Annotated in this window: 22 protein-coding genes; 9 read left to right on the forward strand and 13 right to left on the reverse strand. The window is 40.9% G+C overall.

Going from position 1 to position 20,564, the window contains the following annotated elements; genetic code table 11:
* Nucleotides 1-46 precede the first annotated feature (46 nt).
* Nucleotides 47-655, forward strand: a complete 609-nt coding sequence (locus ABD873_RS03575) for a WbqC family protein (protein ID WP_345064727.1) — start codon at nt 47-49, stop codon at nt 653-655.
* A gap of 56 nt (nt 656-711) precedes the next feature.
* Nucleotides 712-1,365, forward strand: a complete 654-nt coding sequence (locus ABD873_RS03580; protein ID WP_345064730.1) for a hypothetical protein — start codon at nt 712-714, stop codon at nt 1,363-1,365.
* Nucleotides 1,366-1,678: 313 nt separating this feature from the next.
* On the opposite strand, the gene ABD873_RS03585 is transcribed toward ABD873_RS03580, so the two are convergent.
* A complete protein-coding gene (locus tag ABD873_RS03585; RefSeq protein WP_345064733.1) occupies nt 1,679-2,272 on the reverse strand; it encodes a sugar O-acetyltransferase in 594 nt (197 codons plus the stop codon).
* Between the two features lie 126 nt (nt 2,273-2,398).
* Here ABD873_RS03585 and ABD873_RS03590 point away from each other — a divergent pair, with 126 nt between their 5' ends.
* The 4 genes from ABD873_RS03590 to ABD873_RS03605 are packed head-to-tail and all read left to right on the forward strand — an operon-like array spanning nt 2,399 to nt 6,836.
* Nucleotides 2,399-3,400, forward strand: a complete 1,002-nt coding sequence (locus ABD873_RS03590; protein WP_345065276.1) for an NAD(P)H-dependent glycerol-3-phosphate dehydrogenase — start codon at nt 2,399-2,401, stop codon at nt 3,398-3,400.
* Between the two features lie 5 nt (nt 3,401-3,405).
* Nucleotides 3,406-4,302: an oxygen-dependent coproporphyrinogen oxidase gene (hemF, locus tag ABD873_RS03595; protein WP_345064736.1), complete on the forward strand. Its 897-nt coding sequence runs from the start codon at nt 3,406-3,408 to the stop codon at nt 4,300-4,302.
* 13 nt (nt 4,303-4,315) lie between these two features.
* The gene (locus tag ABD873_RS03600; RefSeq protein WP_345064739.1) at nt 4,316-5,569 is read left to right on the forward strand and encodes a M16 family metallopeptidase; all 1,254 of its coding nucleotides are present in this window, start codon (nt 4,316-4,318) and stop codon (nt 5,567-5,569) included.
* Nucleotides 5,559-6,836, forward strand: coding sequence for a M16 family metallopeptidase (locus ABD873_RS03605; RefSeq protein WP_345064742.1), 1,278 nt, complete (start codon nt 5,559-5,561; stop codon nt 6,834-6,836). The genes ABD873_RS03600 and ABD873_RS03605 overlap by 11 nt, the downstream gene beginning before the upstream one ends.
* A 37-nt stretch (nt 6,837-6,873) precedes the next feature.
* Here ABD873_RS03605 and ABD873_RS03610 read toward each other — a convergent pair whose 3' ends face one another.
* From ABD873_RS03610 to ABD873_RS03660, 11 genes are all read right to left on the reverse strand, one after another.
* Nucleotides 6,874-7,305 (reverse strand): SRPBCC domain-containing protein, encoded by a 432-nt coding sequence (locus ABD873_RS03610; RefSeq protein ID WP_082021863.1) that lies wholly within the window; start codon nt 7,303-7,305, stop codon nt 6,874-6,876.
* A gap of 65 nt (nt 7,306-7,370) precedes the next feature.
* The gene (locus ABD873_RS03615) at nt 7,371-7,943 is read right to left on the reverse strand and encodes a Crp/Fnr family transcriptional regulator (RefSeq protein ID WP_345064748.1); all 573 of its coding nucleotides are present in this window, start codon (nt 7,941-7,943) and stop codon (nt 7,371-7,373) included.
* A 15-nt stretch (nt 7,944-7,958) separates the two neighbouring features.
* Nucleotides 7,959-8,327 carry a hypothetical protein gene (locus ABD873_RS03620; protein ID WP_039054554.1) on the reverse strand — a complete coding sequence of 123 codons (369 nt, stop codon included), beginning with the start codon at nt 8,325-8,327 and terminating at the stop codon, nt 7,959-7,961.
* A 65-nt stretch (nt 8,328-8,392) separates the two neighbouring features.
* A complete protein-coding gene (locus ABD873_RS03625; protein ID WP_345064752.1) occupies nt 8,393-9,010 on the reverse strand; it encodes a hypothetical protein in 618 nt (205 codons plus the stop codon).
* 25 nt (nt 9,011-9,035) lie between these two features.
* Entirely contained in the window at nt 9,036-9,434 is a 399-nt protein-coding gene (locus ABD873_RS03630) for a DUF1801 domain-containing protein (protein ID WP_039054552.1), read from the reverse strand.
* Nucleotides 9,435-9,438: 4 nt separating this feature from the next.
* Complete coding sequence (locus ABD873_RS03635; RefSeq protein WP_345064757.1) at nt 9,439-9,942, reverse strand: SRPBCC family protein; 504 nt, start codon at nt 9,940-9,942, stop codon at nt 9,439-9,441.
* Between the two features lie 66 nt (nt 9,943-10,008).
* A complete protein-coding gene (locus ABD873_RS03640; RefSeq protein ID WP_345064760.1) occupies nt 10,009-10,545 on the reverse strand; it encodes an O-acetyl-ADP-ribose deacetylase in 537 nt (178 codons plus the stop codon).
* 1 nt (nt 10,546) lies between these two features.
* Nucleotides 10,547-10,951, reverse strand: a complete 405-nt coding sequence (locus tag ABD873_RS03645; RefSeq protein ID WP_345064763.1) for a VOC family protein — start codon at nt 10,949-10,951, stop codon at nt 10,547-10,549.
* Between the two features lie 98 nt (nt 10,952-11,049).
* Nucleotides 11,050-11,544: a GNAT family N-acetyltransferase gene (locus ABD873_RS03650; RefSeq protein WP_039054512.1), complete on the reverse strand. Its 495-nt coding sequence runs from the start codon at nt 11,542-11,544 to the stop codon at nt 11,050-11,052.
* 102 nt (nt 11,545-11,646) lie between these two features.
* A complete protein-coding gene (locus ABD873_RS03655) occupies nt 11,647-12,762 on the reverse strand; it encodes an EamA family transporter (RefSeq protein ID WP_345064766.1) in 1,116 nt (371 codons plus the stop codon).
* A 1-nt stretch (nt 12,763) separates the two neighbouring features.
* The gene (locus ABD873_RS03660; RefSeq protein WP_039054511.1) at nt 12,764-13,240 is read right to left on the reverse strand and encodes an Lrp/AsnC family transcriptional regulator; all 477 of its coding nucleotides are present in this window, start codon (nt 13,238-13,240) and stop codon (nt 12,764-12,766) included.
* 241 nt (nt 13,241-13,481) lie between these two features.
* On the opposite strand from ABD873_RS03660, the gene ABD873_RS03665 reads away from it, so the two are divergent.
* Nucleotides 13,482-16,397: an FAD-binding and (Fe-S)-binding domain-containing protein gene (locus tag ABD873_RS03665; protein ID WP_345064770.1), complete on the forward strand. Its 2,916-nt coding sequence runs from the start codon at nt 13,482-13,484 to the stop codon at nt 16,395-16,397.
* A gap of 38 nt (nt 16,398-16,435) precedes the next feature.
* Nucleotides 16,436-17,059: a hypothetical protein gene (locus ABD873_RS03670; RefSeq protein ID WP_345064773.1), complete on the forward strand. Its 624-nt coding sequence runs from the start codon at nt 16,436-16,438 to the stop codon at nt 17,057-17,059.
* Between the two features lie 36 nt (nt 17,060-17,095).
* Here the strand turns inward: ABD873_RS03670 and ABD873_RS03675 are convergent, their stop codons facing one another.
* The gene (locus tag ABD873_RS03675; RefSeq protein ID WP_345064776.1) at nt 17,096-18,577 is read right to left on the reverse strand and encodes an aminotransferase-like domain-containing protein; all 1,482 of its coding nucleotides are present in this window, start codon (nt 18,575-18,577) and stop codon (nt 17,096-17,098) included.
* Nucleotides 18,578-18,644: 67 nt separating this feature from the next.
* Between ABD873_RS03675 and ABD873_RS03680 the strand changes: the two genes are divergently transcribed.
* Complete coding sequence (locus tag ABD873_RS03680; RefSeq protein ID WP_345064779.1) at nt 18,645-20,534, forward strand: TonB-dependent receptor plug domain-containing protein; 1,890 nt, start codon at nt 18,645-18,647, stop codon at nt 20,532-20,534.
* The last annotated feature ends 30 nt before the right edge of the window (nt 20,535-20,564 follow it).

Genomic DNA, 20,564 nt, shown 5'->3' on the forward strand with positions numbered 1-20,564 from the left:
CAAATTAACTTATTTTTGCCCTAAATTTTAAAATAAGTAAGAGAATATGTCAAATTCAATCGTCTTAGCAGCCAGCTATCTTCCTCCGGTTTCTTATTTTCATGCCATAGCGAAAAACGAGGGTTATGTTTTGCTGGAGAAATATGAACATTTCCCGAAGCAGACCTACCGTAATAGAGCGAGGATAGCCACGGCGAATGGTGTATTGGATTTGATTGTTCCCATTCAGCATGGACGTAAAGAACGTATAGCCATGAAGGACATCCGTATCAACTACGACCATGACTGGCAACGTCTGCATTGGTTGAGCATGCAGACCGCATATAGAAGTTCGGCTTACTTCGAATACTATGAAGATGATTTTCGGCCTTTCTACGAAAAGAAATATGACTTCTTGCTTGACTATAATGTGGCTCAGCTCGAACTGCTGTTAAAATGTCTTAAGCTCAAACGGGCGATAAACTTTACGGACACCTATGAGAAGGAGTATCCTTTTGCGGACTTTAGAGACGCTATCCATCCGAAAAAGGAATCCATTATGAAAGATCCTAAACCTTATTATCAGCTTTTCGAAGACCGTCATGGCTTTTTGCCGGATTTAAGTGTGGTGGATCTGATTTTCAATCAAGGACCACAAAGTAAAAGCTATTTATAAGATTAAAAACCTTTTAGGTTTTTGGGTTGTTTACTACAAAGATCCTGAAAGGTTTTATGAATAAATTTATCTTAGCATTAACACTTCTTGTATTTCCTTCATACTATAGTTTTGCCCAGCAGGGAGCAGACACCCTTCATTATAGGAAAGTCTATTATTTTGCCGGCACGGGGTTGGCTTTACCTATAGGTAAGAGCAAGGACGTGTTGTCTCCGCAGCTTTTTGCAGGAAGTATGGGGTTGGATATATCGCTGAACAATCCCAAATATTATTTATATCCGGCACTTTATACATTCAATTTCGACTATACGCAGCGAATCCATGATTCGGATTATTCCCATATCATTGACGATGGGACGGCGAGCATATATATGCTTAGCTTGGCTGGAGGTCTGCGTAGGCAGATGAGTCGCCTTAACACCTATGCTTATGCGGGTCCAAGTTTTGGCTTGGTGAAAGAGCCACGGGCCCAAGAAATAGGAGAGGTGATAAAGATTCATAACGAAATTTTTTTTGCTGTAGGTGCAAAAGTTGGTGTTGGAGCAGACTATAAGTTCAAAAGTTTTTTCCTCGGGGGAGAAGTAGGATATATGCGGCATTTTACCAAAATTCAGAGGAGACCTTTTCATGCCTTGACCATACTGTTTGGGCTCAAGTCAGATATTACAAGGTTGAAAGAGAAGGTATTAGATATCATTGATAAGGATTAAAAGTGTTAAAAATATGTTAAACTGCTTTATGAATGTAATAAAAGTAAGTGTGCGGACGTTTTAAATGTGAAATAAGAAGGATTTATACATTATTTCATATTGTTTATATTCATAATTTCATATTTAGGTTAATAATTGGTTTAGTGATCCCTGAAATGCCCGTTTCAGGGATTTTTTATTAAACAATTTTTATAAAAACTATGTTTTGGCATATAATTTGTAATAATGAGGTGAATTATATTCATTATATAATTCATATTTAGGTTAATAATTGGTTTGGTAAAGCCCCTTGCGCCAGCAAGGGGTCTTTTGTTTAAAATTTCATCTTCCTAAAATAGTATTGTGCGTCTTGGTCTGTAATGGTTCGCAATATTTTACAGGGATTTCCGGCAGCAACGACATTTGCGGGTATATCTTTGGTGACTACAGCCCCGGCTCCGATGACGGTATTATCTCCTATGCTTACACCCGGATTGATTACTGTATTACCTCCAATCCATACGTTATTTCCAATGCGTACGGGAAAAGCATACATCACTCCTTGATTACGTAATGACGGATGCACAGGGTGGCCGGAAGTGAATATGGATACATTCGGTCCGAGTAGGACGTTATCACCAATATTTACCTCCGCACAGTCTAAAATTACCACGTTGTAATTGGAAAAGAAATTTTCGCCGATGCTTATGTTGAACCCATAGTCACAATGAAAGGGCTGTTCAATACAGAAGTGAACTCCAACCTCTTTAAAAAGTCCACGGATGAGAGCTTTACGCTGACGTAGATTCTTAGGGTCAATTAGGTTATAGCGTTGGCAAAGTTGCTGCGCATGAAGGTGTTGTTGCCGCAATTCTTTGTCCGAGGCATTATAAGGCTTACCACATAGCATTTTTTCTTTCTCGGTCATATCATTGTCGTAGGATAATTTATTGAAGATAAGCAAAAGTCATTTTTATACCATTAATTTGCTTAAAGACGATGCTATACCCGAAATATAAGTATCTTTGGACATATAAAAAGGAGAAGTTTGGAAATAAAGAAAAATAGAATAGGTATTCTCGGAAGTGGAAGCTGGGCTACAGCCATGATTAAAATGTTGACCGATAATACGGTTGACAAAGAGGTGTTTTGGTGGGTACGCAAGCCTGAGGATATAGAGTATATCAAAAAATACAAACATAATCCAAGTTATCTTTCTGCCGTAAACATTAAAATTCCTAACAAGCATATTTATACTGCTGTCCGTACGGTGGTGGAAAAGTCGGATATCGTGGTGCTTAACACGCCGGCGGCATACCTTAAGGATGCGTTGAAAGACCTTACAGTCCAAGATTTTGAAGGAAAAATCGTGGTGTCCGCCATTAAAGGTATTATTCCTGAAGAAAATCAGATTGTAGGAGAATACCTGCATGATACGTATGCAATACCCTTAGACCATATTGTCGTCATCGGAGGGCCATGCCATGCCGAGGAGGTGTCGGCAGAGAAGCTGTCCTATCTGACATTTGGATGTAGTGCTATCGACATAGCGGAAAGGGTGGCAGTACTCTTCGGTGGAAGATACATTCGTACAATTCTGTCCGACGACATCTGGGGAATAGAATATGGTGCGGTTTTGAAAAATATATATGCCTTGGCTGGCGGTATTTGTCACGGCTTAGGGTATGGTGATAACTTCCAGTCAGTTTTAATCTCCAATGCGATACGGGAAATGGAATATTTTGTGCAGGCTATAGCTCCCAAGGATAGAGACATCAAAGCGTCAGCCTATCTGGGTGACCTGTTGGTGACGGCCTATTCTCAATTTAGTCGCAACAGAACTTTCGGAAACATGATTGGCAAGGGCTACAGCGTGAAGTCAGCCCAGCTGGAGATGAACATGGTGGCAGAAGGTTATTATGCTTCTGATTGTATTCAGCGCATCATCGGCAAATATAATCTGGACATGCCTATCTGCAACATGGTGTATCAAATACTGTACAACAACAGTCCGGCAGCAAAAGAAGTAAACACATTAGCGCAAAAATTAACGTAGGTAAGATGATTACTAAAGAACATATTGCTGAAACCTATCAGACTATTCAGGATGAAATCACACAGGCTTTGGAGGCCTTGGATGGCAAAGCTAAATTCCAAGAAGAACTTTGGCAGAGAGAAGGTGGAGGTGGCGGCAGAACCCGCATCATTCAGAATGGAAATATTCTGGAAAAAGGAGGTGTAAACTTTTCGGCAGTTCATGGTAAACTACCGGAACCTATAAAAAAATCTTTTGGTGTCGACGAGGATGAATTTTTCGCTACCGGCGTATCTATCGTTATCCATCCCAACAATCCACATGTGCCAATCATTCATATGAACATCCGCTATTTTGAGCTGAATGATAAGATACGTTGGTTTGGTGGCGGTATCGATCTTACACCTCATTACGTGATAGAGGAGGATGCTAAATATTTTCATCAACAGATGAAAACGGTATGCGATAAGCATCATCCAACCTTTTATGAAGAGTTCAAGAAATGGGCAGACAATTACTTTTTTATTAAGCATAGAAACGAAACACGAGGTATTGGCGGTGTATTCTACGATAAGCTGACACCCGAAAAGTCGGGATTAAGCCTTGAAGAGCTTTTCAATTTCTCTTGTGATTTGGGAAGAACTTTTGCTCCTACTTATGCGGAATTGGTAAACCGCCATCGTCATCAATCTTTTACCGAGAAAGAAAAGGAGTGGCAACTGGTACGCAGAGGACGTTATGTAGAGTTCAACTTGGTGTACGATGCAGGAACAAAATTCGGCTTAGAGACTAACGGACGTATAGAGTCCATACTGATGAGTTTACCTACACAGGCTAACTGGTTCTACGATTATAAGGTGGCAGCGGGATCTGCTGAGGAAAAGACATTATCCTTATTGAAAAAAGATATAAATTGGGTTTAAGAGCAGATATTAGATGGTAAATTTTAGTCGTTTCAAGCTGGATAACGGTTTGACTGTACTGGTCCACGAAGATCATACCACAGCAATGGCTGTGGTCAACATATTATATAAGGTGGGAGCACGTGATGAGTCTCCCGACAAAACGGGCTTTGCTCATCTTTTCGAACATCTGATGTTCGGAGGTTCCGTCAATATTCCTAACTATGACGCCCCCTTGCAAGCCGTAGGAGGGGAGAATAATGCTTTTACCACAAACGATATTACGAACTACTATATTACGCTTCCGGCAAACAATCTGGAGACAGCTTTTTGGTTGGAGAGCGACCGTATGTTAAGCTTAGCTTTCAGCAATCAAAGTTTGGAAGTGCAGCGTCAGGTTGTATGTGAAGAGTTCAAGCAACGTTATCTCAATCAACCTTATGGTGACGTATGGTTGAAGCTGAGGCCCTTGGCCTACAAGGTACATCCTTATCGATGGGCTACTATAGGCAAGGAACTTAAGCATATTGAAGAAGCGACGATGGAAGATGTGAAAGCGTTTTTCAAGAAATATTATACTCCTCAGAACGCTGTGATGGTGGTGGCAGGAGCTGTACAGCTCGATGAGGTAAAGCAGTTGGTGCAGAAATGGTTTGGCGACATTCCATCGGGAGAGCCTGTAGTGCGGGATATTCCTAAGGAGCCGCAACAGGTCGAAGCACGCTTCGAAAGGGTAAAAGCAGACGTTCCTGTGGATGCAATCTATATAGCTTTCCATGGCCCTGAAAGAATGGAAGCAGATTATTATGCTGCTGATCTGATTACCGATATCTTGTCCAGAGGTGCTTCATCTCGCTTGTACCGTGCACTGGTGAAAGAGCATCAGCTTTTCAGCGAGATCAATGCCTATATGATGGGATGTATAGACAGCAACTTGGTGGTCGTAGAAGGAAAGCCTTTGCCACATCTTTCATTGGAAGAGGCCGAACAACATATTTGGCAACAGCTGGATCGGCTGAAAGAAGAGCGTATTGAGGAGCAGGAACTTCAGAAAGTGAAAAACAAGGTAGAATCTACGATGCTGTTTTCCGAACTCTCCATTCTGGATAAGGCAATGAACTTAGCGTTTTTTGAAATGTTGAGCAAGGCAGAAGATTATAATAGGGAAGTGGAGAAATATAGTGCTGTTTCTTCCGAGGATATACTTCGCGTAGCCAATGCCGTATTTAGAAAGGAAAATTCATCGACCCTTTATTATCAATCAAACGCTAAAGAACATGTTGAATAGAACAGTACCTCCGGCTTTTCAAAGCATCAAGGATATTACGATTATACAGCCGGAAGAAATAGTATATAAAAATGGACTTAAAGCTTTTGTTTTTCAAGCTGAAAGCTTGGATCTGCTAAAGTTTGAGGTTACGTTTGCCAATATCTATACGCAAGAAGAGCTGGCCTATCTGAATCCAATACTGTCTTCCATGTTGAAGGAGGGGACTCAAACTCTTTCGTCAAAGGAAATTGCCGATACTATAGATTTTTATGGCGCTTACCTGATGCCGGAATACAGCTTAGACCATACATCGTTAACCTTATACACGATGCATAAATATGCAGATAAGGTTTTGCCGATAGTGGCCGATATTCTTAGGAATGCAAGCCTGCCACAGAAAGAGTTGAGTACATATATACGTAACAATAAGCAAAGCCTCCAAATATCGCTCCAGAAAAACGACGTATTGGCACGGCGATACTTTTATGATGCTGTCTTTCGGGGAACGCGCTATGGTGTATTGCCTACAGAGGAAAAATATGATGCTGTGACACGTGAGCAGCTATTGAATCTTTTCCAGCATCAGATATATCCTTCTAACTGTACGTTATTTATTGCCGGAAGAGTCGATAAGCCTATACTGGATTTGGTTAGTCAATATTTCGGTGAGGATTGGAAAAACGAACAGAAAGAGCTTAACGCAAATGCTCTTAGTTTTGATGCACATACAACGGAAGTCGTAGTGGTAGAGAAACCCGAAGCTTTGCAATCCGCTATTCGTTTGGGAACCACCTCCATTAGACGTGCTCATGAAGACTTCCCTGCCTTACAGTTTGTCAATACCTTGTTTGGAGGATTCTTCGGCTCACGCCTCATGCGTAATATTCGTGAGGAGAAAGGATACACCTACAGTATAGGTTCTTATGTAGGTAATCTGAAATACACGGGCTTTTTTACTATTGCCACAGAAGTGGGGATAGCTTCCACTCAAGATACGTTGAAAGAAATCGCAACAGAATTTGACAGGCTCAGAAGTGAACCTCCACAGCAGGAAGAAGTGGATTTAGTTCGCAATTACATGCAAGGAGTGATGCTTGGTAGTCTGGAAAGTATCTTTTCGCATGTGGATAAATTTAAAGCTACCTATTTCTCTGGGTTGACTTTAGATTATTACAGATATTATTCGGATGTATTAAAGGCCATGACTCCAGCAAAAGTGCAGGACATAGCTATTAAATATTTTGATTACGATAAGCTCTACAAAGTTGTTGTAGGAAAGATGTAATACTAACGCATTCGGACTTGATCTGTCCGAATGCATATTATTGCCTTTCAGCTTTCTTTTTTAGAGCCTTATTCATAGCTTCAAACCCTAATCTTGTATTTTTTGTGTTGAAAAAAGGTACGATAAGTCCACGGAAGGTTTCTTTGTGTATAAAGGTAGAAGTTCCATCTGCATGTTCTACAATTTCAAAATGATGTCTTCCGTCGAATAGCCCCGATATTCCTAACTTGCCCAACCATTGTAGAGACTTATTTGCTTCCATCATAGTCACTTTAGGGGAGAACGTCATTTCGCTGTTCGGTGAGCTTTGAATGCGAACTTTTATCTTGTTTCCGACGTTTAACTCTCCTTGTAACTCCTTTATAAATGGATTCCATAAAGGAAAAGATGCCGTGTCTGTTAATATTTGCCAAATCCTGTTTGCAGGTGCTTGGATCTGAATCTGAGTTGTTATAGTCTTTGTAATCATAATTTTTCTTTTGCTTACAAAGATCTCGGAAGAAGAGCATATTGCTCTTGACAAATGTCAAGAAATCAAAGTAGCTTTTTTCTTATTCGGCTCAGTGTTTCAGGAGTTATACCCAACATGGATGCGATATATTGCAGAGGTATTTGGTTAAATAAGTCTTTGTTATTTTGGAAAAAGAGCTGATAGCGTTCTTCCGCACTCATAGCTATATGAGAATATATACGTTCTTCCAAGGTGGTGAAGCAGTGAATGATAAAATGTTTTTCCACTTCATTCCAATCTGGAAGTATGTTATGGATTTGTAGGTAATCTTGTTTTGTGATGACAAGAAGCTGGCAGTCCACCAAGGCTTGCATGTTCCAGCGAGAAGGTTTATTGTACATAAAAGCAGGTAAGTCGGTGATGAAATATCCCGGAGTAGAAACCCATTGGGTGATTTCCCGATACGGAGTCTCCACGAAAATCCTGATATAGCCTTCCTGAAGAAAGGCTAGCTTGTTCGCTACTTTTTCTTTTTGTAGAAAGAAGTCTCCTTTCTTTATATTTTCTGTTTTGAACAGTGAGGTTATAGCCTGTATATCTTGTGTAGGTGAAATCTTAAAAAGTTGTCGTATTTGATATTCTAATAAGTTGGTCATAGCAGAAAACGAGCTTTAATAGGCTGAAGAAAGATGTACTTTCAAATGTTTGATGGTATTTTTTCCTGCGGATGTGAAGCTAAGAAAGAAAGCGAAATCAAGACACAAGACTTTTGACTGTATTTTTCCTTGGCAAGCTCCGAAAGCACCGTGGGTGATGACAGCATCTAGTTCCATTTTATAGAAAGAGTGGTTGCTGGGAATTTCATGTTGTAGTGCCGCGAAGTCAAAAGATTGAAGCTTGCCGGCCACTTCAAAAGTGAACGTTTCCACCACCATAGCCCTTAGCACAGACCACTGTTGACTCCAAAGAGCTTCGGTAAACTCTTTGATGATACGTTTTTTCGGTGCGTTGTTACAATCCTTTGGTGCTAGGACTTCCATGGTCTTGCTGTTGGAATAGTTTGAAAGCTACTAGTATAAGAATTTTTTCCGAAAAAACTAGGACGCTAGAATATCGTTATCCAATCGGCCTGGATTTGGAGACGCTTAGGTTTGGAAGGGGCGTCCAAGTCAGGATAGTCGCCAATGCGCTCATTTTCATCCGTAATAAAGACAAACTGCCATTGGTTGGTAGCTTCATGAAAGATTTCCCATCCGTTAAGAAGATCATGTTCGACAATCATATCAGGGTAGAGGGCTTGAATTTGCTGCACGCTAGCATTGGGATGAAGTCCATTGGTCGTAGTGAGGTTATTATGGATAGCGACAATGGAAAGAATGGTGTCCGTTTCCAGTTTGGGGATAAGCACAAAGACGAGCTCTTTGTTCAGGTAATAGAGATAGCTTTTTCCCCCGCCATCAAAACCGAAGTTACCGGCCTCATCTTCGCCTTTGATAAGTCCTGTAAAAAGCTTTTCCGCTTTCTCTATTGTCATACCTATGTGTAAGGGACCTAAGCTGCCTTTTTGTATAGGAAACTTGTCAAAGTCAAACAATAAGCTGTCTGTCATTGATAGGCTGTCGGAGAGGGTTTCGGCATTTCCCATATCATTTGTTGAAGAATTTGTGTTCGGACGACAGGCCCAACAGATTAGCAGTAACGTTAAGGTCAATAGGTTTTTCATGGTATTTGCGTATAAAGAGTATATGTTATTTAAGTCTTACAAGGACTCCTTTTCGCTTTACAATATTCTTATAATCCCATTGAATATCTTTCGCTTTTAGTAACCATCGTTTTAAGTCATCCAAACTAATTTCTTGTATGGTCTGATAAAAGATGGAAGCATCTTTAAATTTTGGACCTGGGATTAAAGTCTCATCTTCAAAGTCGGCACCGCTCCAAAACATCAGGCGCAGCCCTTTCTTCTCTTTGCTATAGCCTACGATAGGATTTCCTTCCAGAAACCATACGGGATGTCCGTGCCATAATTTGTTCTCTGCTTCGGGGAGATGTTGACATATAGTTTGTGTCAAAAGATTGCAAATGGCTTTATCTTCGGCAGATAATCCTTCCTGATATTTGATTATTTGTGGTGATAAATTTTGCATACCTTCATTTTTTAAGATTTTCCAAAAGGCTTTCGAGCTGATTTAATCCGGCAGTAAATCCTTCTTTAAAACCCATTCCCATAGTCTGTTCTAGAGCCTCTGTATTACTGAAGAGCAGGGTGACTTTGATAGTAGTAATGGTGTTGTTTTCGTGAAAAGAGATATGCCAGTCGTTTTGAGGCAATTCAGGGGTCGTCACTCCCTGATCGTCGCAGAAGTACCCTCTATAAGAGAAGGAAAGTTGAGGTTCTATATGGCTGAATTTAGCTTTAGCCCAATGACGTTCACCATCCGGCCCTACCATGGCGTACAGCCATTGGCCCCCTTCCCGGAAGTCCATGCTTTTTGTTTCAGCATTCCAAGGTTTTGGTCCCCACCACCTGTCCAGAAAGTCTTCAGATGTCCATGCCTCCCACAACAATTTGAGGGGAGCTTCATACTCACGCCGGACATTAATGATATTCTTTTTTTGGTCTATAGAAAATTCATAAAGCAGGTTTTCTTGCATCTTTATTGATGTTTATGTAGGATTATTGGAATAACAAAAAAAGTGCACATATGTTTTATGCTTGAATTAATAGTTTGCTAACGCAGCAGAAAGGATGTCAAAGTTTTCTTTGTCGAAAGCAACTAAATTAATTTTTTCTAAAATGGAGTCTTTTTGTAAGAATGTAATTATAGTTCGTATGGCTATAATTGCTGCTTTTTCTTTTGGAAAGCCAAAGATTCCGGTGCTGATGCAAGGAATAGCCATTGTCTTGCATGTATATTGAGTAGCCAGCTTTAAAGCACTATAATAGCATTGGGCGAGAAGCTCTTCTTCGTGTTGAGATCCTCCTTGCCATATAGGACCCACGGCGTGAATTACGTATTGGGCAGGAAGATTTCCTGCCGAAGTAATCACGGCTTCGCCGGTGGGGCAGATACCCCGGTTGGCAATTATTTTTTGACATTCCTGCAAGATGGTAGGACCTCCGGCACGGTGTATGGCACCGTTTACGCCGCTTCCATCTGAAAGTTGAGAATTTGCCGCGTTGACGATAGCATCAACATGTATTGTGGTGATATCTCCCGCTACTATACATATCTTGGATTTAGCTTGTATGCACATGTTATTTTTGCTGTGGATACACCAATTCCCAAAGATGTCCGTCCGGATCGGTTATATAACCTATATAACCTCCATATTTGCGGTCTATGGTTGCTTCCGCAGGTGCCGTACCGCCATAGAGAGGTGCGTTTTGCAGGGCTAGGTCTACATCTTCTTGCGAGTCCAAAGCACAGCTTATAAAGGCTCCTACTTGGTTGGTAGGAAAATACGATAATCTTCGTGCACGTTTACTGTATTCTTCGAAGGCAGCCTGTTCCATCAAAAAGAGAGAAAGATGTGGTAGCTCTATTGTCACAATACCCTCTTCATTATCTAATTCTTTAAGGCCAAATACATGCTCGTAAAAATGCTTAGTTCTCTCCGAATTTTTAATTGGTAGGCAAAGTACAGTGGTTCTAATTTTCATAAATAAACAGTTTAGCTTTAAAGAATTGGTTACCGTTAACTGTGTGAAAATATGGTCTTGGAAGGCTTTGATACAGCCTCCTTTATAAATATAACAATTTATCGGCTTTTGGAAAAGGAGGTGAGCTTAAAATAACTTAATTCAATTTCATGTTGTATGGGAATGTTATCGTAACCTGTCAAAGGGATGGAGGGTTTTATTTTGCGGGCATGATCCACAGCGTTTAGATGTATGTCGGTAATTGTGAATTGTCTTTTTTGATAGAACCGTAATGCTCTCAGGTTGTCATTAGTAGTCACTAGCCATAGCCTTTGACAGTCCGAATGGAGAAAGACTTCTTTAACGCCTTCCAATAGGGCAGAACCTATACCGTGTCCTTCATTGAAGCTGTCCAAAGAAACTATCTCGATTTCTTTGTTTTCCATGGTATAGGTCAGCAGACCTACAATCCTGTTTTCTTCAATGAGCACTAAAGACTCCAAGTCAGCAACATAATGCACCTTGCCTCTTGAAACCATAAAATCCGTATTCCATCTTTCTATAAAAAGTTTTAATACATCTTTTTTAATGTCTTCTGTGGCTTTAAGTATCATATGTTAAGCTTCTTCATACAAAAATAAAAGCTTCATAGGAGATTGTATTGCTACGGTTGATCTTCCATGAAGCTTGAAGGTGTACAGTAATAAATCTAAAAACTATTCTTGGCTTTGTTGTTTTTCTTTTTCTTTGAGCTTTTTCTTTTCAGCTTTGGAAAGCTCTTTGCGTTGAAATTCGGCAACTTCCACTATGCGAGGCACACTACTCTTTGGTGCCATATGTTTAAGACGTTTAAGTTTTTTGCGATAACGGATTGCCCGGATGGTTCTACTGTCTTTATACAGGTTCCAATTCATAAGAAGTACGGAAACCAAGACCACGCAAAGTCCCATAATCTGAAGTATGGTAACCTCATGATCGGTGAAGAAATGTACGAGCAGCAAGGCAACGATAGGGTTCACATAGGCATATGTGCTCACTTCCGTGGCCGGACGAACTTGCAACAACCAAATGTAGGAGCTGAAAGCTAGGATAGAGCCCATCGTCACTAGATACAGCAATGCCCCCCAATCTGCAAGGTGTACTGCCTTGTAGTCGAAACGGGAATACTCTCCATTGAACAGAGCTACCAGCGTGAAAGCTACCCCGGCAGTCAGCATTTGCCAGGCGGTCTTCACCATTACATTCAGTGCTTTTTTCTTGTTGGTAGTCTTACCTTTCTGGCTGTATTTGGACCACAGGGAGCCTATCGTCCAGCCTATGGTTCCCATTACTAAGACGCCCATAGCGGTGATATTTTGCGATTTCGTCTCCTCAGCAACAGTATTGGCAAATATCTGTTCGGCAAAGAGCATAATGACACCTGCAAAACCGAAAAACAATCCCAATAAAGTTGGGATGCTGGAAAAGTTTTCTTTCCATTTTGGTTTATCTAGCAGAACAAACCAAATAGCGGTAGCTGCCGATAAGATGGAAACGATGCCACTGGAAATGTACTGTTCGGACCATATGATACAGGCCATATCGACAAACAGCAGTAAGAACCCTACAAAAATAGCCTGCTTGACATCTTCTTTATTGAAAAGCTTGTATCCTTTTAAGGCACAGTACCCCATTAATAATGGACCTGCAATAAGAAAACGGATAGAGCCCAAAACAAATGGCGAGAAGGAGCGTAATGCCTCCTCAATAAAGAAAAAGGTGGACCCCCACACTATATAGACCACTAAATAGGCGAGGATAACGCTTAATATCGATGGTTTACTTTCTTCCATTTTAAACAGTCGGAATAACAAGTTTTTGTTCTTCTTTAATTGTCTCCAACACGATAGTTGTACGTGTAGAAATGATACCTTCAATTTTTCCTAAAGTGTTGCGCATGAGGTCGACCAAGCCGGCAGCGTCTGCGGTTCTTACTTTAATCAAGTATCCATCATCTCCCGCAATGTCGTGCACTTCCTGAACTTCCGGAATTTCGGCCAATAGGTAGGCTATACCTTGTTCACCAATAATGTCGGAAGTTTTGATGAAGATAAATGATAAGAGATTCTGGTCTAATGCCGCCGGATTGATTTTAGCATTGTACTGTAAGATGACTTCCTTTTGCTCCAGTTTTTTTACACGTTCTAGTATGGCCGAAGGAGCCATACCCAATTCCCGCGCGATATCTGCATTGTTGGTTCGCGCGTTATTTTGCATGATACGCAATATCTGATAATCTATATGGTCTAAATTAATTTCTAATTTTTTCATTCTGCAAAAATACATAAATATCGAATAAAATTCAAAATTTATTCTTTGATAAAGAATTTTGTTCGTCTATGTAAGGTTTGTATTAATAAATTTGCAAGAAAATGCAGTGGTTTTTGCGGTTTTGTGCGGTTTTTAATTTAGAATACGTATAAACAGTTAAATATTTGGGCTAATTATTATCAAAAATAACAATCTTTGCTTAGATTTGTTTTAGTGTAAAGCTTATTATTTTATTATTCATATGTCAATATCTTTAGAAAAGCTTAATAGCGAATTAGAGGGGGAGTTGTATTATAGGGAATGGGATCCTAAGCATCATACCATGTTGGTAGCTTATTCTACGGATGCTTCCGTATATCAGGAGAAACCTTTAGCTGTAGCTATTCCGTATACCAAGCAAGACCTAATTACCTTAATACGTTTTGCTGACGAAAATAAAATCACTTTAATTCCTCGTACTGCCGGAACTTCTTTGGCGGGCCAAGTTGTAGGAAAAGGTATTGTAGTGGATATTTCGAGATTTTTCAATAAAATTCTTGAGGTGAATGTGGAGGAAGGATGGGCACGTGTGCAACCAGGAGTGATTCGTGATGACCTGAATGCCTATCTCAAACCTTACGGCTTGATGTTCGGTCCTGAAACTTCCACGGCCAGTCGTGCAATGATTGGTGGGATGATTGGAAATAACTCATCGGGGTTGCACTCCATAGTTTGGGGGGATACAAGGGCCAATTTGCTGGAAGCTCATGTTTTGTTGAACGATGCATCAGAGGTTGTTTTCAAAGCTTTAGAACCTCAGGAGTATTTTGCTAAGCTGGCACAGAAGGACAGAGAAGGAGAGATATACCGTCAGCTCAATGACCTATTGACTAATAAGGAAAATATTGATATAATCAATTCGGGCTATCCGAAGAAAGATATTACCCGTCGTAATACCGGCTATGCATTGGACTTTCTGGTAGATACGACAAAACCTTTCAACCTCTGTAATCTGTTGGCCGGTTCGGAAGGAACTTTAGGCATAGTGACAGAGGCCAAGATCAAACTACGTCCATTACCCCCTAAGGAGATAGGCTTGCTATGTGTACACTTTTCCGATATGGTGGAATGTATGCATGGTAATGTAGTTGCATTGCAACATAAGCCGGAAGCGTCGGAGCTGGTAGATAAATATATTCTTGACTTCACGGTAGGTCATCCGACATATCAGTATAATCGTTTTTTTATCGAAGGTGATCCTCAAGCTCTACTGATAGTGGAGTTCCGTGCAGACAAGGAAGAAGAAATCGTCCGCAAGGCAGAGGCTTTGAAGCAGGATCTGATTTCCAAAGGGCTGGGATACGCTTATCCGTTAGTGATGGGAGTGCAACAGACCAACCTTGTATGGGATGTGCGCAAGGCAGGGCTGGGATTAATCCGAAATCTTCCTGGAGACGAACAACCGGTAAACCTCATTGAAGACTGTGCGGTATCGCCGAAAGATCTACCTGCCTATGTAGCGGATGTGCAACAAATTCTTAAGGAAGAGGGCGTGCATGCCTCGTACTATGCTCATGCCGGAGCAGGAGAATTGCATATTGAGCCGTTCATAAATCTGAAAACCGCAGAAGGTAAGCGTAAGTTTCGTTCTATTTTAGAAAAGACCACCGACCTGGTGTTGAAATACAATGGTTCACTTAGCGGGGAACATGGTGACGGTAGGCTACGTGGTGAGTTTATCGGCAAAGTGCTAGGAGAGAAAGTGTATGCTTTGCTGCAGGAGGTGAAAAATGTATTTGACCCGAAAGGCATCTTTAATGCCAATAAAATTGTAAATACGCCACCGATGGACTCTTCCTTGCGTTATGATAAGGTAATTGATGGCAAGGAAATCCAGACCTATTTTGACTTTACGAAAGACGAAAGCATTTTGCGTCTTACAGAGAAATGTTCGGGTTCGGGAGATTGTCGTAAGACCGAAATCACTGGAGGAACGATGTGTCCTTCGTTTATGGCTACACGCAATGAAAAGGACACCACACGTGCCCGTGCTAATATGTTGCGTCAGTTTCTGACAAATTCGACTAAAGAAAACCGCTTTGATCACGAGGAGCTGAAAGAGGTAATGGACCTTTGTTTAAGCTGTAAAGGCTGTAAAACAGAATGTCCATCTAGTGTTGATGTGGCCAAGATGAAAGCCGAATTCCTTCAACATTATTATGATGCTAATGGAGCCCCTTTCCGCGCCAAGGTTATTGCCAATTTCACGAAGTCCCAACATCTAGGGGCTATGGTGGCGCCAGTATACAATTTCTTTGCACAAAACAAATTGACTTCAAGTCTTATCAAATCGGTGTTGGGATTTGCTCAGGACAGAAGCTTGCCGGAAGTGAGTGGTACAACCTTAAGAAGCTGGATAAAAAAGCAGAAAACACAACCATCTAAGCGGAAAGTTTATCTTTTCTGTGATGAGTTTACTGATTATAACGACACCCACATCGGTAAGACCGCGTATAAGCTGCTTACTGCCTTAGGCTATGAGGTGCTTTTTGCACCCCATAAAGAAAGTGGAAGAACTTATCTTTCCAAAGGCTTTGTGAAGGAGGCTAAAAGGCTGGCAAACGAAAATGTAACTTTGCTTAAAAATAAAATTTCGGAAGAAACACCGCTTCTGGGGATCGAACCTTCGGCCATCGTTACATTCCGTGATGAGTATTTGAGTTTGGTGGATAAACCTTTGTTGGAAGATGCCAAAAGAATAGCACAGCATGCCCTTATGGTGGATGAGTTTCTGGCACAGGAGATAGATAAAGGAAATATTACAGCCGATATGTTTACTGACGCAAAACAGCATATCAAGCTGCATGGACACTGTTACCAAAAAGCTTTCCATCTCGTAGGTTATACGGAGAAAGTGTTATCGTTGCCGACGAATTATTCGGTAGAGGTTATCCCTTCCGGGTGTTGTGGTATGGCGGGTTCTTTCGGCTATGAGAAGGAACATTATGATATCTCGATGAAGGTTGCCGAATTGGTATTGTTACCGGCTGTTCGCGCAGCTAAAGAGGATGTCCTAATCGCTGCGGCGGGAACATCATGCCGTCATCAGATCAAGGATGGCGCGGCACGTAAGTCCTACCATCCAGTAGAAATTTTGTATAACGCTTTAAAAAGATAAAACATTATCGTAATTTGCTATAATAAAACTCTATTGCCATGAACATAGCAAAAATTTTCTTGACTGCTGGTTTCGCAGCGATGGTGGCATTGTCCGGTTGTGGCAATTCTTCCAATAAAGGACAGTCAGACCAAGGTCTTCCCTTAGAGAAGTTCACCAATGATAAAAATGCCCAAAAGCAATATTTCTTCCTACGTATTGTAGAGGAGAATGAAACAGATTCTTCAAAAGTATACGTAGCCAAATCGGTTTTCGACCAAGATACCGTAGGAATGAAAGTAGAAGTCTTGAAAAATATAGAACCGGGGGTTGACGGTCAAGGCCGTCCTAAAGAGTCCGGATTTGTTAAAGGGGCTATCAAAATTTCTTCTATAGGCGAAGAATCCAATGCTTTGGTAAGAGCATTATCCACCATTTTCGGTATGGAATCAGCAGGCCAGATGAGCTCCGAAGCGATCTTACCTACTGTCTTTTCTTCCAATACAGTGGCTGTAGATCTGAGTAAGAATGCTACGTATAGCTTTAAGTTGTTCTTCGAAAATTCTGTAGGAGATCCAGCAGAAGTTTTTGCTACGCTCGACCTGTATAAGAAATCTTTCGAGATGTCTGAAAAAGATGCTTCGTTCCGCCCGCAGTGGCTGGCTGCTTTCGAAGGAAAATAACAAGAATAACCAATAAGGCTTGCCTAATGGCAAGCCTTATTGGTATAATACCTCATAAAACCCTTCACTCCAAATTTTTATAGCTTTTTCTGCTTCTTGTTCGTTAAGGTGTCCATATCCTATACGCATGGCTGTGATATACTTATCCTGATAGAGGATATGTTGTGGTATGGTAAGTCCTTTTCTTTCACAGTTGCGACATATGGTCAGTAAAGGCACTTTCTGCTTAAACTCCACCCAAAATGCCAAGCCCATATGAGGTGGATTAAAATCTATAATTCTGTCAAAATAAGAATCCAAAAGGACGCTGAACTGGTTTCTGCGCCTAAGATATAATTTGGTGAGCCGTTGTGCTTGACGCAAAAAGTAACCTTCTTTTACGTATTCGCTTAAAGCATGTTCTATCAAGGGCGAAGAGGTGGATTGTAAGGTATTTTTGACTTTCTGTAATTCTCGGATAACGGATGAGGGAGCGACAATATATCCCATGTCATAAGGAGGGGGAAGCAAGCCTTCTAAACTATTAAGATAAACGACTGTATGCTGGTCATCATGATGAATGAGCGAAGTGGGAGACTGTCGGTCGAAAATAAAATCTGTTCCGCTATCATCTTCTATAATTGCGAAGCCATATGTTTTGGCTAAAGCGATCAACTCTTTTTTCTGTTCTTCCGATAAAGTCCGCGCGGTGGGATATAATGTGTTCGTATGAATATAAAAAGCTCTAATATTTTCTTTTGCAAGAATTGACTTAAGCTCTTCTATGTCTAGTCCCTTTTCGTTCAGAGACACAGTATATAGTTTTGCTCCGCAATCTTTCAGCATCATGTTTATAAAATAATGACCGGGCTGGGTGACCACAACAATATCATTCGGCTTTATCAGCGTTCTCAGAATGCACAACGTGCTTATTTTGTGATTTCCGGTAACGAGAATTTTTTCGGCATTAACAGCAATGCCTTTCTGAATAAGAAGAAGGTTTATCAGTTGATTTTTAAGATTTTCATTTTCTGAATGAATGTTTTTGTTGAGCTGATTTAACAACCATTTGCTTTGCGAAGCCGCACTAAGAAAGGTGTTCAACAATTTGAGGTCTGTGGTTCTGTAATCGGGCGTACCATCTGTCAAAAAGAGAGAGGAGTGAAGAACATTGGAAGATAAATCGAGTACAGGATTGGAATAAAGCTGATATGGTAGCTGTTTCTCTTTTTCCTCCTTGGTAATTATTGGGGGGTGAGGTGCTTTTATTTTCTGCTGTGTGACATAAGCCCCACGCTGTGGAAGAATTTCTATCCATCCTTGCGCTGCCAGTTCATCATATGCTGCTACCACGGTCTGGCGATGGATGTACAGCCGTTCGCTAAGAAGTCTCGTCCCCGGAAGCTTTTCTCCGCGCAGAACAATCTTAACCTGAATGGCTTTTACAATACCTTGAGCAATCTGAAGATAAAGAGGGGTGCTGTCGTTGCGTTGCAATTTGATGTACGGCAGGAGTTTGTTGATAACTGGACTATTCATGGATATAAAACTGGACTATCTATTTGATGGAGAAAGATAAGACTTTTGTGACGAAAAATTTAAGATTATGAAACTTAAACGCAGTGTTTTATTCATCACCTGTACTAATTTTTTCTTTATGGCGCATGCACAGAAATTTGAAAAGCTTCAAGACAGCATCGCTGAGGTAGTGATTTCAGAAAACAGGTTACAGATTCCTTTTTCCAAACGGAGCAGGGATATCCAAATCATTAATAATGAAGATATCAAGCGGTTGCCGGTAAAATCTATCAATGAGGTGTTGGCCTATGCTAACGGAATGGATATAAGACAACGTGGTCCTTTCGGTACACAGGCAGATATAAGTATTGACGGTGGTTCTTTTGAGCAGGCGTTGATTCTAATCAATGGTGTAAAAATTTCAGACCCACAGACGGGCCATCATACTATGAATATTCCTATAGCCATGGATGCAGTAGAGCGTATAGAGATCTTGCGAGGGCCTATGGCTCGTGTTTATGGGGCTAATGCATTGACCGGAGCGATCAACATTGTTACACGAAAGGATGTTAAAAGTGGGCTGTCAGCACATATACAATTGGGCTCCTCATTCGAAAAGAAGGAAGAAGGAGACGGAAAAGGCAGATATGGCGCTGGAGGTATGCAAGTGGTAGGTCAGCTTGTAGAACAGAATCACCAACACCTGTTCTCCGTTTCTTCACAAAAGTCGAATGGACAGCGCTATAACAGTCAAACGGAGGATATACGTACTTATTATCAAGGAAGCTATCAGCTGCAGGATGAACATTCACTAGAGTGGGCGGCAGGCTATATTAACAACGCTTTCGGAGCTAACGGTTATTATGCATACCCTGGTGATAGGGAATCCTATGAAATCGTGAAAACCTTTTTTACCTATGTTGCTTCCAAACATTATCTAGGAAAAAGGTTTTATCTAAGTCCACGTATATCAAATCGTTTTAACAAGGATGATTACCGCTATTATAGACAAGATCTGAGTAAGGCGCGTTCCGAACACAAGAATAATGCTTTTGCGGTGGAATTGAATAGCAGATTTACAACGGATTTCGGCGATTTGGGGATAGGGGTAGAGTATAGAGATGAGCAGGTGAACAGCAATAATCTAGGTAAGCATTTCCGATCAAACATAGGAACTTATTTGGAATATAGGACGCAACTTTTCTCTAAAGTAGGCCTTCATCTAGGAGCCTATGGTAACTACAATACAGATTACGGCTGGCAGATATATCCGGGAATGGATATGGGCTTCCCACTTAATAAAGATTGGAAATTGAATGTGAATGTAGGTGCCAGCCAGCGTATTCCTTCCTTTACAGACCTTTATCTAAATCAACCTATGAATAAAGGTAACCAGCAGTTGAATCCGGAATCTGCTTGGCAGTATGAGGCATCGATACAAGGGAAGGTGGCCGGATTGAGGCTAGAAGGACGTTATTTCTATCGAGAGATTACTGATTTTATAGATTGGATCAAACAAGCACATACTCCAGGAGAGGATTTGACCGACATCCCTTTTCAGCCATACAACTTTGGAAGCAATAAGGTTCATGGTTACAGTATAGACTTAAGAAAAGATTTTATTTTTTCTACTGATCAACAGTTGAACCTTGTGGTAGGGTATAATCATCTTAACCCAAAAGAGATGAGCTATCAGGAGGATGTACACTCCAAATATGTTTTGGAGAGCTTGAAACATCAGGTTTTGTTTCGTCTTTCTTATAGACGTTCGAATTGGACATTCAGCTCGGCTAACAGATGGATAGAGCGCGAGTTGAATAATCCCTATTTTATTTCTGACCTGCACCTAGGCTACCGATATGGGAAGTTGGATTATTATGTAGAGATGAGTAATCTTGCCAATGCCCAGTATGTGGAGTCCGGTGCAGTATTGATGCCCAAGCGCTGGTTTGCTGTAGGGGCAAGGTTTTCCCTTTAGAAGATTATAGACAAACAAAAAAGCATCGGA

Source organism: Sphingobacterium thermophilum (genome assembly GCF_039541675.1).
Lineage (GTDB): Bacteria > Bacteroidota > Bacteroidia > Sphingobacteriales > Sphingobacteriaceae > Sphingobacterium > Sphingobacterium thermophilum.